Annotated in this window: 17 protein-coding genes; 11 read left to right on the top strand and 6 right to left on the bottom strand. The window is 61.0% G+C overall.

The features are described 5' to 3' along the window. The first annotated feature begins 39 nt into the window (after window positions 1-39). Window positions 40-1,257: a calcium/proton exchanger gene (gene cax / locus JQ629_RS02580; protein ID WP_212410949.1), complete on the top strand. Its 1,218-nt coding sequence runs from the start codon at window positions 40-42 to the stop codon at window positions 1,255-1,257. Then, a complete protein-coding gene (locus JQ629_RS02575; protein WP_212410947.1) occupies window positions 1,236-1,682 on the top strand; it encodes a potassium channel family protein in 447 nt (148 codons plus the stop codon). Before cax ends, JQ629_RS02575 begins: the two co-directional genes overlap by 22 nt. Window positions 1,683-1,705: 23 nt before the next feature. Here the strand turns inward: JQ629_RS02575 and JQ629_RS02570 are convergent, their stop codons facing one another. The 3 genes from JQ629_RS02570 to JQ629_RS02560 are packed head-to-tail and all read right to left on the bottom strand — an operon-like array spanning window position 1,706 to window position 4,787. Beyond that, window positions 1,706-2,152 (bottom strand): hypothetical protein, encoded by a 447-nt coding sequence (locus JQ629_RS02570; protein WP_212410945.1) that lies wholly within the window; start codon window positions 2,150-2,152, stop codon window positions 1,706-1,708. 23 nt (window positions 2,153-2,175) lie between these two features. Next, window positions 2,176-3,042: a DUF2950 domain-containing protein gene (locus JQ629_RS02565; protein WP_502752242.1), complete on the bottom strand. Its 867-nt coding sequence runs from the start codon at window positions 3,040-3,042 to the stop codon at window positions 2,176-2,178. A 59-nt stretch (window positions 3,043-3,101) separates the two neighbouring features. Continuing rightward, window positions 3,102-4,787, bottom strand: coding sequence for a DUF3300 domain-containing protein (locus JQ629_RS02560; RefSeq protein ID WP_212410940.1), 1,686 nt, complete (start codon window positions 4,785-4,787; stop codon window positions 3,102-3,104). A gap of 207 nt (window positions 4,788-4,994) precedes the next feature. Here JQ629_RS02560 and JQ629_RS02555 point away from each other — a divergent pair, with 207 nt between their 5' ends. Then, window positions 4,995-5,228 carry a hypothetical protein gene (locus tag JQ629_RS02555; protein ID WP_212410939.1) on the top strand — a complete coding sequence of 78 codons (234 nt, stop codon included), beginning with the start codon at window positions 4,995-4,997 and terminating at the stop codon, window positions 5,226-5,228. Window positions 5,229-5,291: 63 nt separating this feature from the next. On the opposite strand, the gene JQ629_RS02550 is transcribed toward JQ629_RS02555, so the two are convergent. The 3 genes from JQ629_RS02550 to JQ629_RS02540 form a co-directional block, all read right to left on the bottom strand. Then, entirely contained in the window at window positions 5,292-5,726 is a 435-nt protein-coding gene (locus JQ629_RS02550) for a hypothetical protein (RefSeq protein WP_212410938.1), read from the bottom strand. Between the two features lie 82 nt (window positions 5,727-5,808). Continuing rightward, on the bottom strand, window positions 5,809-6,627 hold the full coding sequence (ppk2, locus tag JQ629_RS02545) for a polyphosphate kinase 2 (RefSeq protein WP_212410937.1): 819 nt from the start codon (window positions 6,625-6,627) through the stop codon (window positions 5,809-5,811). A 19-nt stretch (window positions 6,628-6,646) separates the two neighbouring features. Next, window positions 6,647-7,153 (bottom strand): hypothetical protein, encoded by a 507-nt coding sequence (locus JQ629_RS02540; RefSeq protein ID WP_212269795.1) that lies wholly within the window; start codon window positions 7,151-7,153, stop codon window positions 6,647-6,649. Between the two features lie 623 nt (window positions 7,154-7,776). On the opposite strand from JQ629_RS02540, the gene ccoN reads away from it, so the two are divergent. Genes ccoN through ccoS form a run of 8 tightly spaced genes read left to right on the top strand, consistent with a single transcriptional unit; the run spans window position 7,777 to window position 14,713 of the window. Further along, complete coding sequence (ccoN, locus tag JQ629_RS02535) at window positions 7,777-9,435, top strand: cytochrome-c oxidase, cbb3-type subunit I (RefSeq protein WP_212410936.1); 1,659 nt, start codon at window positions 7,777-7,779, stop codon at window positions 9,433-9,435. A 6-nt stretch (window positions 9,436-9,441) separates the two neighbouring features. Next, the gene (gene ccoO / locus JQ629_RS02530; protein WP_212269798.1) at window positions 9,442-10,173 is read left to right on the top strand and encodes a cytochrome-c oxidase, cbb3-type subunit II; all 732 of its coding nucleotides are present in this window, start codon (window positions 9,442-9,444) and stop codon (window positions 10,171-10,173) included. Window positions 10,174-10,175: 2 nt separating this feature from the next. Then, complete coding sequence (locus JQ629_RS02525; RefSeq protein ID WP_409363322.1) at window positions 10,176-10,355, top strand: cbb3-type cytochrome oxidase subunit 3; 180 nt, start codon at window positions 10,176-10,178, stop codon at window positions 10,353-10,355. After that, complete coding sequence (ccoP, locus tag JQ629_RS02520) at window positions 10,346-11,227, top strand: cytochrome-c oxidase, cbb3-type subunit III (protein WP_212410935.1); 882 nt, start codon at window positions 10,346-10,348, stop codon at window positions 11,225-11,227. The genes JQ629_RS02525 and ccoP overlap by 10 nt, the downstream gene beginning before the upstream one ends. Next, on the top strand, window positions 11,224-11,442 hold the full coding sequence (locus JQ629_RS02515) for a hypothetical protein (protein ID WP_212269801.1): 219 nt from the start codon (window positions 11,224-11,226) through the stop codon (window positions 11,440-11,442). Before ccoP ends, JQ629_RS02515 begins: the two co-directional genes overlap by 4 nt. 19 nt (window positions 11,443-11,461) lie before the next feature. After that, entirely contained in the window at window positions 11,462-12,253 is a 792-nt protein-coding gene (locus JQ629_RS02510; protein ID WP_212410934.1) for a DUF2189 domain-containing protein, read from the top strand. Window positions 12,254-12,275: 22 nt separating this feature from the next. Then, window positions 12,276-14,555, top strand: a complete 2,280-nt coding sequence (locus tag JQ629_RS02505; protein WP_212410933.1) for a cation-translocating P-type ATPase — start codon at window positions 12,276-12,278, stop codon at window positions 14,553-14,555. Beyond that, window positions 14,552-14,713: a cbb3-type cytochrome oxidase assembly protein CcoS gene (gene ccoS, locus JQ629_RS02500; protein ID WP_212410931.1), complete on the top strand. Its 162-nt coding sequence runs from the start codon at window positions 14,552-14,554 to the stop codon at window positions 14,711-14,713. Before JQ629_RS02505 ends, ccoS begins: the two co-directional genes overlap by 4 nt. The last annotated feature ends 3 nt before the right edge of the window (window positions 14,714-14,716 follow it).

Raw genomic sequence — 14,716 nt, 5'->3', positions numbered from 1 at the left:
AAGTCGCAATTTTCCGCTAAGTCTCCTCTTTAGGTCGCCATGAACCCCTTGCTCAAAGAGATCCGTCACAATCCCCTGCTCTGGCTGCTGGCCTTTGTGCCTGCGTTGTTCGTCGCTCAGAAACTCAAGCCAGAAGCTCACACCTTGCTTTTTGTGCTGTCCGTCCTGGCCGTCGTGCCTCTGGCAGCGCTGCTCAGTCACGCCACCGAGTCCGTGGCGGCCAAGACCGGCGATACCGTCGGCGGCTTGCTCAACGCCACGCTCGGAAATCTGACCGAACTTGTCATCGCGCTGACCGCATTGCACGCCGGGCAATATACCCTGGTGAAGGCCTCCATCGCCGGCGCGATTGTCACCAACACGTTGTTCATGTTGGGCGCATCGTTTCTCCTCGGCGGACTCAAGCATCACACGCAGGAATACAACAGGGCCAGCGCCCGCCTGCAAGCGGGCCTGCTTTTTCTGGCCACGGTCGCGATCCTGATTCCGTCGGCAGTCACTGAAGCCGATTCCGTGGCGAGTTCGGCCTTCACCGAGACGTTGAGCGTCGGTCTGTCCGTGCTGCTCATCATCGTCTACGGCCTGGGCCTGTTGTTCTCGCTCAAGACCCATCGCGAGTTTTTTGCCGGCGCGGAGCACGCGGAGGCCGGCGAAGCACCGTGGCCGCTGGGCTTGGCTCTGGCCACACTGGCCGGCGTCACCGTGCTGGTCGCGCTGGTGAGCGAAGTATTTGTCGAGTCGGTGCAGCACGCCGCGGTGGCATTCGGGATGACCCCTGCGTTCGTGGGCTTCATTGTGGTGGCACTGGTAGGCGGCGCGGCGGAAATGGCCTCAGCATTTTCCGCCGCGCGCAAAAACCGACTAGACCTGAGCGTGGGCATCGCGCTGGGAAGCGCATCCCAAATCGCGCTCTTCGTCGCTCCGGTGCTGGTCCTGCTCAGTTATGTCATCGGTCCGGCACCGATGAGCCTCCAGTTTTGGCCGGGCGCCGTCATCATGATGCTCATCGCCACCATGACCGCCTCGCTGGTGACCAACAGCGGACGCTCGACATGGTTCGTCGGCGTGCTGTTACTGATGGTGTACCTGATTTTCGCCATGACGCTTTACCTGTTGCCACCCAGATCAGCCAGCGAAGGCACCGCGCCGCACAAGACAACCGAACTCTCGATCGAGCGCGCGCTTGATGCGGGCAAGTTCACGTCACTTGGCGCCACCGCGCCGGAGCGATCCGCATGTTGCGCCAATTTCTCGTAAGTATTGCGGTCAGCGTTGGCAACATTGCGATCCATGCAATTGTGATGGCCGCTGTGTTGTGGGTGGTGCGCGTCGCGGACGAGCGCGCCACGTCGCGCCAATCGCTTCGACTGGTCGGCGTCATGATTGCCACCGTATCGGTCCTGATGGCCGCGCATATCGCTGAAGTGGCCGTTTGGGCATTGGCTTACAGGATCGTCGGGGCGGCACCTCCCGGCACCGATTTCATTTATTTTGCGTTTGTAAACTATACAACGCTCGGTTACGGCGACGTGACGCCAGTTGAGCGTTGGCATTTGCTCGGGCCAATGACGGCGATGAACGGCGTGCTGTTGTTCGGTTGGTCGACCGCCGTCATTTTTGCGATCCTGCGGAGTACATTAATCACGAACCAGGCCGAAGAAGGGAAGAAAGACCTATTTTGATGGCTTAAAAGAACACTTCGCATTCATGGAGCGCAACGAAAGTACTCTGTCTTGAGTTCCGGCATTCCAGGGAAGAGACGGGTTATCTGGTTTTCATTGTCAATCTTGAGGCTGAACTGAACCGTGGCGAGCGCGACATCGGTCGAACAGCTGGCAATGATGTGCACCACGTCACCGTCTTCCTTCTGTGTCTTGATCTGGCAAGTCGCGATTTTTCCTCGGAGCCTGTTTTTCTCATAGATAAATCCGCTGCCATACACATCCGCATCCCTGGCGAAGGTGAGTTTGGCGCCACCCCCTGTAAAGATCTTCTTGCACGCCCCAGCATTGGTCACCCATGCCCCGGTCAGATCTCTTGACTGCGCTGCAGATGAAACAATTAGCGGCCCTATCAAAACGGCAAATATCCCGATCGCGAGACGAATGCGATACGTCGGGCCAAGCCTTATGCTCCGAACCGCTTCAGCCATGTCGGATCCTCCGTTGTTGTCGTTTACGGGATTGTCGTACCGACTCTCTTCCAGGTCTGGTCGGGATCGAACCAGTGCATGCGCTTCACGAGCGACATCGTGTAGTCTCCGAGATCCTTCTGATAGACCGTGCCTGCATGATTCACGAGGAAGGTGGTCACGCCAGAATTGCCGTACTCGGCGGGATAAGCGATCAGCGCAAATCCGCCGATCATCTTGCCCTTGACGACATAGCTCAGCGTGCCCCCCGGGGCATTCGGCCCCTGCTGCGTCAGGATCCGGAAATAATAGCCGTGGTATGGCGCAGGACCCGCGCCGACCTTGTATCCTTCCGCGGATGCCTGGGCAGCCAGCTCGCCAAGCGGACTGTCATCGCCCGGCCAATAGAGGCCGTCCTTTTTTCCGGCGGCGCTGACGATGCGCTGCGCGTAAACGCCGGTACCCTCACCGGTACGATCCTTCTCCGCATATTCGTTCTGCGCGTCGACATAGGCAAGACAGGTCTGGATAGCAGACAACTCGTTGCGTCCAATGCGCCGGTACAGGACTTCGAGCCGGCCGGCCGCGGTGTCGAACTTCCAACTATCGCTGGTGCGTGCCAGTGGAATCGCGAAAGGAAAATCGTCTGCGCCGAGGAGGATCACAGCTTTCTTATCGCCTTCGAGTTTGATCGAATGTTTGGCATCATAGGCCGTGGTAAATCGCTGACGGTCCTCGCCGTCCGCGATATTATCGCCGGATGAGACGATCTCCTTGCCGGCAGAGCCGAGCACTTTCAGGATATCCCTCTGGCTGCCGGATTTGACAGCGGCAGCAAGCTGTGCGGCGGCTTCATCCGGCGTCTTGAACGACTCCTGCGCATGGGCCGCCGGTGTGAGCAGGCACAGCATGACAGCCGAGGCCGGAATCCACTTGCGAACGAAGCATATCGAATGGTGGATCGTCATGATCATATCCTCGATCGCGTCGGGATCTGCGCGCCGGAACTACTCCAATCCCGGTAGGTCCGGAATTTCAGACCGAGCTTTTCGTAGTAGACGCGAAGATAGCCGTCGCCGCCACGCGTCACCGCATCGGGCTTCAATGCCAACACTTCCTGCGCCATCACCCCGACATAGGCTTTGCTGCTGCCGAGATAGCTGAAGCGATAATAGCCAAGGCCGTTGCCGAGATGGCCAAGCAGCACAACGTCGTGCTTCAGCGCAATATCTGAACGCCGACCACCACCGCCTCCACCGCGGAATCCACCGCCGCCTCCGCCACGGAAGCCACCGCCGCCGGCCGCGCCATGGAATCCACCACCGCCGCCACCACCACGAACACCTCCGAAGTCCCGCCCGCCAACGCTCTCTCTGCCACGCGCCGACTGAAGGTTCGCCACTCTGCCGGACGAAACGCCGCCAAGGGCGCTGTCGCGTCCACCCCGGTTTCCGGCTTGGGGCCCTCCGCCGCGACCGCCTGCCTTGGCGCGATCGCCACCGCCCTTGGCGCGGTCACCGCCGCCCTTGGCGCGGTCACCGCCGCCCTTGCTGCGGTCCGCTGTGCTTGGACGATTGGCTGGTTCGCCGGTACCGGCGCGGTCACCGCCCGGCCGGTCGCGCGCACCCGCGCGATCTCCGGAACGATCGCCGGCTCCCGGCCGATCCTGTCCGGGTCGAAGCACCTGCTGGCCGTCGCGGCCGCGGAAATCTGCGCGGTTGCTGGCGCCCGCCTTCAGATTATTGTTGCCGAAGCGGTTAGCGACGTTGGCGTTATTGTACTTCACGCCCTGGCGATGCGCGGGGTTGTGCTGCCAGTTGTTTCCGACGTTGTTGGTCCTGTTGCGGTGATTGACGTAAAGGTTGCGGTTGCCCCAATTGCAGCCGCCGCCCCAGTAATTGCCCCAGCGTCCGATCGCCCAACCGGTGCCAAATGCCAGGCCGGCTGCAATGACGCCAGCACCGATATAGGACGGATAGCCGAAATAGTATGGCGGATAGGCTGCGTAGGGCCATTCGCCGTAGACGGCCGCAGGCTCGTAATAGGGAACGTACACCGTATCAGGCTGCGCCTGTTCGATGACGATCACCTCCTTGTTCTCCTGCCGCTGAACGCTGACCTTCTGCTGCTTGTTGCTGACGAGCTTGTTCCGCGCCTGTGCCTTGGCGCGCAGCCGCTGGATCGCATCCATCACGTCCGCCTGCTGTGCCAGCACGGCATCGCCGAGATTCTTGGTCCAGTCGATCTTGTCGCTCATCATGGCAAGAACATCGGGTGTGCTGGCGAGCGCCTTGACGCTGTCGTCCCAGGCCTGCTTGTCGACCGCCGCTTTCAGCGCATCGCCCTTCAAGTTCTTGTTCGCCTTTAACCAGCGATCAGCCTGCACCGCCTCCAGGGGATAGGTTGCGGCCGCCAGCACATTGGCGAGCAACTCATCGGGATAAAGCGCAATCGGCGCGGCCAGCGCTTCGAGCTGTTCGGGTTTTATGAGTTGCTGGTCCGCTTGCGGCTGGGCTGCGGGTTGGCCCGGACTAGGCTGAGTTGGTTGCGACCCAGCGGCCGGCGGGGTTGAAGTATCGGTGGCCTGCGCTGTCGCGGCAACCGGCGCCGCGACCACGAGAGCAAGTGCAAGCAGGGCTTTGCAGCAACCAGACATGACAGCCTTCATTGCTCTACTGTGGCGATCATGCCGAAGGTACCAATGTTATTCGATGAAGATCAAGGGAAGCCCAGTATCAGGCCGGGTCCTGCCGTCTCGCCGCGATAAAGAATCTTTGCTCGAAACGGCGTCGGTCACCAGCTGTTGACAGCAGTTCGTTGTGACGCGACCTTGCGTCGAACGCCCGCAAACGAGACGCAAGCAATGAAGGTTCGTTTAGCAACGATTTGCGTGTTGCTCGCATTGATCGAAATGCCGGCGCACGCGGCAGGCCGCCCAAGCGCAGAGGAACTCGCAGCCTGCAAGGCCCTTGCCGACCATGCTGCCGAGCTTGTTCGCGCCGGTCAAACAGTCATCACCACCCGCAAGCAGCTTCGGCGCTGCGTCAGAGTACAGCGTGCGGAGCGTCGGCGCGCGGCAGGCGGCGCCCGAAACTGACCACCCGTCGCAAAAATGATATTGAGCAATCAGGCCGGGCGGAGCATCCTGACCGCATCACACCTATTTGAAACGGACCGTTACCCCGCCTACTGCAGCCGAAACTTCAGCGCCGACCTTTGGGCCGCTGAGCTGCAAGATCACGCCTTTAGCGTTCTGCAATTGAACGCCTGCCGCCCCAGCCGCAACCGCTCCGCCGGCTCCGATCGCGCTGTAAGTACCTTCGAACGAAGCCGGGCTGTTCAGATTGACGGCCCGTCCGACCAGCTTGGTTGTGGACGCTCCGATCGTGAAACCGACGCTCATGCCCGATACGGTGAATGGATAACGCTTGCCTCGGAAAGTCAGCACGCCTTCGCCGCCGCCTACCCCGATGATGAAACCGCCTTTCGTGAATACGACGGCAACCTGACCGGTTTCGGCCCGCGATGGCGTGCTGAAACCGGCTATGCCTGCGAGCAACGCAACCAGCGCGACGTTTAGTCCAAGCTTTTTCATGACGTTGTTCCTCTAAAGAGATGCAACAGGACGCCGAGTCATTGGTCAGCAGAGACGATGGCCAAGTACCGGACGTGCTTTATCAATCTGCCGCCGGCACGATTCTCAGAGAAGCACGAAGCGGCTTGCCGGGGGTAACCTTGCGTTTCGGCAATTTCACATCCCCTCGGGGCAATTTCTTGTAGGGAATACTGGAGAGCAGGTGCGAGATGATGTTGAGCCGCGCCTGCCTCTTGTTGTCGGATCGCGCGATAAACCATGGCGCCCACGCGGTGTCGGTCGCCTCGAACATGGCGTCACGACATCGCGTGTAATCATCCCATCGCGTGTAGGAATCCACGTCCATCTGGGACAGCTTCCAGATCTTTCGCTTGTCGTCGATCCGCGCGGCGAGCCGGTTGGTTTGTTCCTCCGGACTGACCTCAAGCCAGTACTTGAAAAGTATAATTCCCGATTCGACCATGGCCTTTTCGACATTAGGGACCACCCTCAGGAAGCCCTTGGCCTGGTCCTCCGTGCAAAAGCCCATGACCCGTTCGACCCCGGCGCGATTGTACCAACTGCGGTCGAAGATCACGATCTCCCCCGCGGAAGGAAAATGCGGCACGTAGCGCTGAACATACATTTGCGATTTCTCGCGCTCCGTCGGAGCGCTCATCGCAACGACGCGGAAAACGCGCGGGCTGACTCTTTCGGTCATGGCCTTGATGACACCACCCTTGCCGGCGCCGTCTCGTCCCTCGAAGACCACGCACACCTTCTTGCCCTCGTGCTTCACCCATTCCTGAAGCTTGACGAGTTCGACGTGCAGCTTGCGCAACTTGTCCTCGTACTCCTTGCGCTTGAGCACCGGAGCGCTGGTCTCCTCGCTTTTGCGATTCTTCCTGGCTACCTGGTTCATATTTCAGTCCCCCCAGCTGTCACCGCTTCGCTTCTTCCCAGGTCAGGAAGAAGCCGACATCTCCCGGCAGGCCCGCCGGCCAATCCACGATCATTGCCTTCAGGCCATAGCCTTGGGGCTGCAGGTGGTCGCGCCAGAACTCGAAGGCTTGAAGAGGCCTCCCAAGCAAGGTGGTCGGCCATCCCTTTTCCAGATTGTTGAGCGCGCGCCCCTTGTCCGAGCACAGCGCATTCGGGAAGCGCATGACCAGAACTTCCTTGTTACCCTTTAAAGCAGCGGCCCTCAGTTGGCCGAGCACCCGCCGCTTTACCTCGGCAATCTTTTCAGGCGTGACCGCGACTGGTTCCATCAACGACCTGATGAGCTCCGCGCGCGCCTTGGCGGCCATATCACCGACGTCTTTCGACGCCTTGGCCATCTCGGTCTTCATCACGTAGTTGCGCAACTCCGCGGCCGACATGAAGGATTCGTCTCCGAGCTCTTGAGCGGAATCCGAGCTACCCTGTTGGATCGTTGACTGTGACATGTCGAACTCCTTTGGTTGAGGAGCAGGATGGTGTCCTGCATGCGCTACAATCGCTATCTCAGTCACTTCATCAGTGTGGCGGTATTTGTCGGGGCATTCTTTGCGTGCCCCCGTGGTACGTTCGCCAACCTCTTTGTGAAATCGAGCTTGGGCGGCTATGGCTTAGTCAATCGAACAATCTCGGGGTGACGGGGCCACGTAGAGCTAAATCCCAATCGATCATTCGGTCAATCGATGAAACCTGCTGCGGCGCAGCGTCAAACTGCTTCCAGACCATCGCCACCGGCAATGCAGCGGTTATGTCTCGCGTGACGGAATGTTCGCTGGGGGCGAATGCGCCTGACTATGCAAAAACGGACATGCGCCGGGCTTGCTGCGCAGGTCCGTTTTTGCACAGACAAGCCCCCAAGCTTTCCTGAAACTTGGGCGAAAGCTGAGGCTTTCCTTGCGCTCGTTTAGCCTTCTGGCTTGCCGCTGATCAGCCACAAGGCTCCTAAAACTCATTTGGACGGATTGCAGCGATGGAGTAGCCTGCATCCGTTGGCCCGAGACCTTTATCGGGTCAGGGCACACGATGGTGCTTGACTTGCCGGCTTCCCACTTCCTGGAGAAAGCTGCGACCCATGATTGCCCAACTGACAAGATACGAACGGCAGCTTGCGCTGATAATTCTAGTTGCGGTGTCGGTGTGCGGATTGGCGATGGTAGCCGTCGCGCAGGACAACGTGCTGGGCGTTCATGGCGCCATCGTGCTGCTGGCGGGCATATTGGGAGCGTTCGGCGTCATTTCCAGTTATTACGACCCGGAGCCCGGCGACGACCGGCTGGAGCGCTATTTCGACGATCCCAGCCGGATGGGCATTATCCTCGCGATGGTCTGGCTCGTGCCGGCACTTTTTGTCGGCGACTGGATCGCGTGGCAACTCGCCTACCCGGACCTGACGTTTGATGCAGCCTGGTCGAGCTTCGGACGCCTCCGCCCCGTGCACACCTCCGGCGTGATCTTCGGCTTCGGCGGCAACGCCCTGATCGCAACCTCGTTCTATGTCCTGCAACGAACCACGCGCGCGCGCCTGCCCGACCAGCTGAGCCCGTGGTTCGTGCTGCTCGGCTACAATCTGTTCTGCGTCATCGCCGCAACCGGCTACCTGATGGGCGTCACGCAGTCGAAGGAATATGCCGAACCGGAATGGTATGCGGACATCTGGCTGGTGATCGTCTGGGTCACCTACTTCATCATCTATTTGCGAACGCTGGTTCGCCGCAAAGAGCCGCATATCTACGTGTCGAACTGGTACTACATGGCCTTCATTCTGGTGGTGGCAATCCTGCACATCGTCAACAATCTGGCGATTCCGGTGTCACTTGGTCATGCCAAGAGCTACTCGGCATTCTCCGGCGTGCAGGATGCGATGACGCAGTGGTGGTACGGCCACAACGCCGTTGCGTTCTTCCTGACGGCCGGTTTCCTCGGCATGATGTACTATTACCTGCCGGTCCGCGCCGGCCGCCCGATCTTCTCCTATCGGCTGTCGATCATCAGCTTCTGGGGCATCACCTTCATGTACATGTGGGCGGGCTCGCATCATCTGCACTACACGGCGTTGCCGCAGTGGGTGCAGACGCTCGGCATGACGTTCTCGGTCATGCTGCTGGTGCCGTCATGGGCCTCGGCCGGCAACGCGCTGCTCACGCTGAACGGCGCCTGGCACAAGGTTCGCGACGACGCGACCTTGCGCTTCATGATGGTCGCGGCGGTGTTTTACGGTCTGGTCACCTTTGAAGGCTCGTTCATGGCCATCCGTTCGGTGAACTCGCTGTCGCACTATACGGACTGGACTGTCGGGCACGTCCATGTGGGCGCGCTCGGCTGGGTCGCGATGATCACGTTCGGCGCCATCTATGCCTCGGTGCCGTGGCTCTGGAAGCGCGAGCGGATGTATTCCGCCAGGCTGGTGGAAGTGCACTTCTGGCTCGCACTCGCTGGTACGGTAATCTACGTCTTTGCGATGTGGAATTCCGGCATCATCCAGGGGCTGATGTGGCGGACTTACAATGAAAGCGGAACGCTCGCCTATTCCTTCGTCGAATCCGTGGTTGCGATGCATCCCTACTATATCGCGCGCGCCATCGGCGGCCTCTTCTTCCTGATCGGCGCGCTGGTCGCCTGCTACAACATCTGGATGACCATTCGGACCGCGGATCAGCCGGCCGACCAAAGGCTGGCCGATCGCCCCGTTCCCGCGCTCGCAGGCGCTACCGCGCCTCAACCGGCGGAGTGAACGCACATGTTCAACCTGCATTACCGGCTCGAGCGCAAGACCATCGGCTTTCTGCTCGCCATCATCGTTGCGGCCAGCATCGGCGGTGCGGTCGAGATCATTCCGCTGTTCACGATCCATCAGACCGTCGAAGACGCGCCGAACATGCGGGTCTACACCCCGCTCGAAATCGCAGGCCGCAACATCTACATCCGCGAAGGCTGTTATGCCTGCCATTCGCAGATGATCCGGACCCTGCGCGACGAGGTTGAACGGTACGGCCCGTATTCGCTCGCCGTCGAATCCAAATATGATCACCCGATGCTCTGGGGATCGAAGCGGACCGGTCCCGACCTGGCGCGCATGGGCAACAAATATTCGGACGAATGGCACGTGCGGCATCTCAACAACCCGCGCGACGTGGTTCCTCAATCAGTAATGCCGCATTATTCATGGCTCGGGCGCACAGAACTGCGGAGCGATGACCTCGGCGCGCACCTGGCGGCGCTGCGCAAGGTCGGCGTCCCCTATACCGACGAGATGATCGCCAATGCGAGGTTGGATGCCTACGGTCAGGCGGCGCCCGATACGCCTTACGCGGAAGGGGTCACCAAGCGATATGGCGCGGCGACGAATGTAAGGGCCTTCGACGGCAAACCGGGCAATCTTACCGAACTCGATGCCCTGGTCGCTTATCTGCAGATTCTCGGCAAGCTGACCGATGCTGCGCATAAGCCGGTCGCCGCGGCGGGAGGTTGATCATGGACAATGATTTTGTGGTTTGGTTCTCGAAGTCATTCGGCCTGTTCTATCTGATCGCGCTCTCGATCGGCGTGCTGGTCTATGCGTTCTGGCCGTCGAACAAAAAGCATTTCGACGAGGCCGCGCAATCGATCCTCGACCACGAGGACAAGCCGCACAGGGATCAGCCATGGCGGTAGAAGAACGCGATCCATACACCGGCTACATGACGACCGGTCATGAGTGGAACGGCATCAAGGAATTGAACACGCCGGTGCCACGGGCGGTCTATTTCTTTTTGATCGTGACGGCGTTGTTCGCCGTCGGCTACTGGGTGCTGATGCCGGCGTGGCCGCTCGGTGTGACCTACACCAAGGGCCTGCTCGGCATCGACCAGCGCAACGTCGTCACGGAGAGCGTGAAGCAGGCCGCTCTCGAACGCGGCGTCTGGACCAGGCGCGTCGAGGCTGAAAGCTTCAAGGAGATCCAGGCCGATCCACAATTGATGGAACGGGTGCGGCAGACCGGCCGGACGCTGTTCGGCGACAATTGCGCGCCGTGCCACGGATCGAATGCACAAGGCGGCCACGGATTTCCGAACCTGACGACGGCGTCATGGCTTTGGGGCGGCGATCCCGAAAGCATCTCGGAAACCATCCGCGTCGGTATCAATTCGACACATCCGCAGACCAGGACGGCGCAAATGATGGCGTTCGGGCGCGATCAGATGCTCAAAAAGGACGAAGTCGAAAACGTCGTGAACTATGTGCGCAGTCTTTCCGATCCGGCTGTCGCAAAGGACGTGCCCGCGGCGAAGATCGACGCCGGCAAGGCCGTCTTCGCCGCCAATTGCGTCGCCTGCCACGGCGACGACGCCAAGGGCAAGGCTGATCTCGGTGGACCTGACCTGACCGATCGGCTCTGGATCTACGGTGGCGACGCCGAGTCGATCTACACGACGGTGTGGAGCGGCCGGCAAGGCCAGATGCCGGCCTGGGAGGGAAGACTTTCGCCGCTCGACCGCAAGATTCTCACGCTTTACCTGTTCGATCTTCGTCGGGAGCAGCGATGAGCGACAGCGGCGCAGCGACGGCACAGTTCAGGACAAAGGCCGTTGTTTGGGCCGCGGTCGGTGCCGGGCTGCTATTGGTGCTGATCGCCAACTCGCACCTGGTCTATATGGCGGTCACATCGCAACCGGAATGCGTTGCGCATGTCCGCCAGGGCGAAGGCAGCCCTGGGGACGGAAAATTCAGCGCGGCAAAGTCGTCATGCACACCGCGGTGAGAATGCAGGGAGATCAGCGATGATTTCGATCCCGGACGTTGTTCCGCCTCTGCCGCAAGCGCAGACCTGGAAGCGCAACGTCGCTCCCGCAGCCGCTTTGGGCTGGCTCTCGGCCGGCTGGCGCGATTTCAAAATCAATCCGGCGGCCAGCATCAGTTACGGGGTGCTGGTATTTCTGGTGTCGCTCGTCACCGTCGTCGGCCTGTTTGCCCTGCGCCTCGACTATATCCTGCTTCCTGCGTTTGCGGGCTTCATGGTGGCTGGGCCGATCATTGGAATCGGACTTTACGAAAAAAGCCGGCGCATCGAGGAAGGCAGGCCCGTCAGCCTGTGGAACATGATCTTCGTCAGGCCGGATTCAGGCGGTCAGATTCTGTTCGCAGGCGTGCTGCTTGTTGGGCTGACGCTATTGTGGATGCGCGCGGCGGTCATCCTTTATGCGCTGTTTTTCGGCCTGCGTCCTTTTCCCGGCCTCGACCATATCATCCCGATGCTGTTCACGACGGAGATCGGTTGGGCGATGCTGGTGGTCGGCGGCGCGGTGGGCGGCCTGTTTGCGGCCTTCGCATTCGCCATCAGCGCCTTTTCGATTCCGATGCTGCTGAGCGAGCGCACCGATGCGCTGACCGCCATGGGCACCAGCATGGCGCTGGTCTGGAACAATCTTCCGGTCATGCTGACCTGGGCGGCGATCATGCTTGCGTTGATTTTTGTCGGCATCGTCACCGGCCTGTTGGGAATGATCGTCGTTTTCCCGGTGCTGGGACACGGAAGCTGGCACGCCTATCGAACGATGCGGTCCCGAGCATAACGAGACGGTTGGAGTTCCTGCGATGGGTTGCTGCGCACCGGGAGCCGAATCGGCATTGCTTGCTCGGGATGCGGCCGGGACCGGCGAGGAAGTCCTGCTCGCGAGCCGCATCGTGGCCGATGGCGTGCGCCAGACTGATCTGTCGGTGCCCACGGTGCATTGCGGGGCATGCATCCGGACCATCGAAAAGGCACTCGGCGGGCTTGCCGGCGTGGAAAGCGCCCGCGTCAACCTCTCGACCAGGCGCGTGACCGTCAGATGGCACGCCGAAAGCGCTCCGCCGCCTTTCCTCGAAACGCTCAGGCAGGCCGGTTTTGAAGCCCATTTGTTCGACATCGAGTCGGTTGACGGGAACGGTGAGCTGTCGGAATTGATCCGCGCGCTGGCGGTCGCGGGATTCGCTGCCAGCAACATCATGTTGCTTTCCGTCTCGGTCTGGTCGGGCGCTGAGTCCGAGACACGCGACCTGTTTCACTGGCTGTCGGCCATCATCGCGCTACCCGCGCTGGCATATTCCGGCCGGATATTTTTCCGTTCGGCATGGCAGGCTCTGCGGCATCGGCGCACCAATATGGATGTACCGATCTCCATCGGTGTGCTGCTCGCCTTCGGCATGAGCCTTTACGACACCACGCAGCATGGGCCGCACGCCTATTTCGATGCGTCAATCTCGCTGCTGTTCTTCCTGCTGATCGGGCGCACGCTCGATCACATGATGCGCGAGCGGGCCCGGCTGGCCGTGAAGGGGCTGGCGCAACTCGCGGCACGTGGCGCGCGGGTGCTGCAAGCGGACGGCAAGCAGGTCTATCTTCCGGTGAACGAAATCCAGACCGGCATGACCATCATGCTGGCGGCAGGCGAACGTGTGCCGGTCGACGCAACCGTTACCAAGGGAACGTCCGAACTGGATGCTTCGCTGGTCTCCGGAGAGCAGACACCGGTGCCGGCGACGGTCGGATCCCTGCTGCGCGCGGGCACCTTGAACCTGACAGGGCCGCTGACCATCGTCGCGACGGCGACGCCGGACAATTCCTTCCTGGGCGAGATGGTGCGGATGATGGAGGCCGCCGAACAGGGTCGCTCGGCCTATCGCCGCATCGCCGACCGCGCCGCCAGTCTGTACGCGCCGATCGTCCATCTCACGGCGCTGTTCGCCCTTGCCGGCTGGCTCCTCGCAACCGGCGATATCCACCGCGCGCTGACGATCGCCATTGCGGTTCTGATCATTACCTGTCCTTGCGCGCTTGGCCTCGCGGTACCCATGGTGCAGGTCGTCGCGGCCCGGCGGCTGTTCGAGAGCGGCATCATGGTGAAGGACGGCGGCGCCCTTGAGCGGCTTGCCGAAATCGACACGGTCGTGTTTGACAAGACCGGAACGCTGACGCTGGGCCGTCCTCGCCTGCTCGGATCTGACAGCATGGACCGGCAGGCAACCGGGATTGCGGCTGCACTGGCCAGTCACTCCCGCCACCCCTATTCGCGCGCGCTGGTCGAAGCCGCCGCCGATCTTCCGCCGTCTCGCATCGTATTCGACGAAGTCTCCGAGCATCCCGGATTCGGCCTTGAGGCGCGCTCCGGCATTATCACTTACCGGCTCGGCCGGCCGGAATGGGCAGTTGCGAGCCCGGACAACGCCGGGCGGATGCCAGGTGATGAGTCCGTCGTGCTTTCCAAAGACGGAACCCGCCTGGCCGAATTTCGTTTCGAGGATTTCTTGCGCGCGGATGCATCGACGGCGGTGACCGAACTGAAGCACGCCGGCATTCTGGTCCAGGTGGTTTCCGGCGATCGTGAAACCGCGGTAGCGCCAATGGCCCGACAACTCGATGTTCCCTGCTTCGCTGCGGTATTGCCCGCCGGAAAGATCGCGCACATCGCAGCGCTTGAAGCCTCGGGCCGGAAGGTTCTCATGGTCGGTGACGGCTTGAACGATACGCCGGCGTTGGTGGCCGCGCATGCCTCGATGGCGCCGGCGACCGCGGCGGATATCGGACGTAACGCAGCCGATCTGGTGTTCTTGCGCGAGAGCCTGTCCGCCGTGCCTCAGGCTATTTCCGTCGCGCGCAATTCCAGACGGCTCGTTCGGCAAAACTTCGCCCTGGCGATCGCCTATAATCTGGTCGCGGTCCCCGTCGCCATCATGGGCTATGTGACGCCGCTGGTCGCAGCCGTGGCGATGTCTGCATCGTCGATGCTGGTGGTCGCCAACGCGCTACGCCTCAGGAGCCCGCCAAAGATCACGCCACGCGCTGGTGCGGATGCACAACTTTCGGCCAAGGCCATGATGGAGGCCGCCGAATGAAGGATTATTTCTATCTGATACCGATCGCGCTCGGGATCGGCCTGACCGCACTGACGGCCTTCATGTGGTCGCTCAAAAACGGGCAGTATGACGATCTCGAGGGGGCCGCCGAGCGGATTTTGCATGACGAGACCGACCGCCCGTCCGAACATCCGTGACGA

Source organism: Bradyrhizobium sp. AUGA SZCCT0222 (genome assembly GCF_018130205.1).
GTDB lineage: Bacteria > Pseudomonadota > Alphaproteobacteria > Rhizobiales > Xanthobacteraceae > Bradyrhizobium.
The sequence above is the reverse complement of the archived record's forward strand: the minus strand, read 5'-3'. Positions and strand labels throughout refer to the sequence as shown.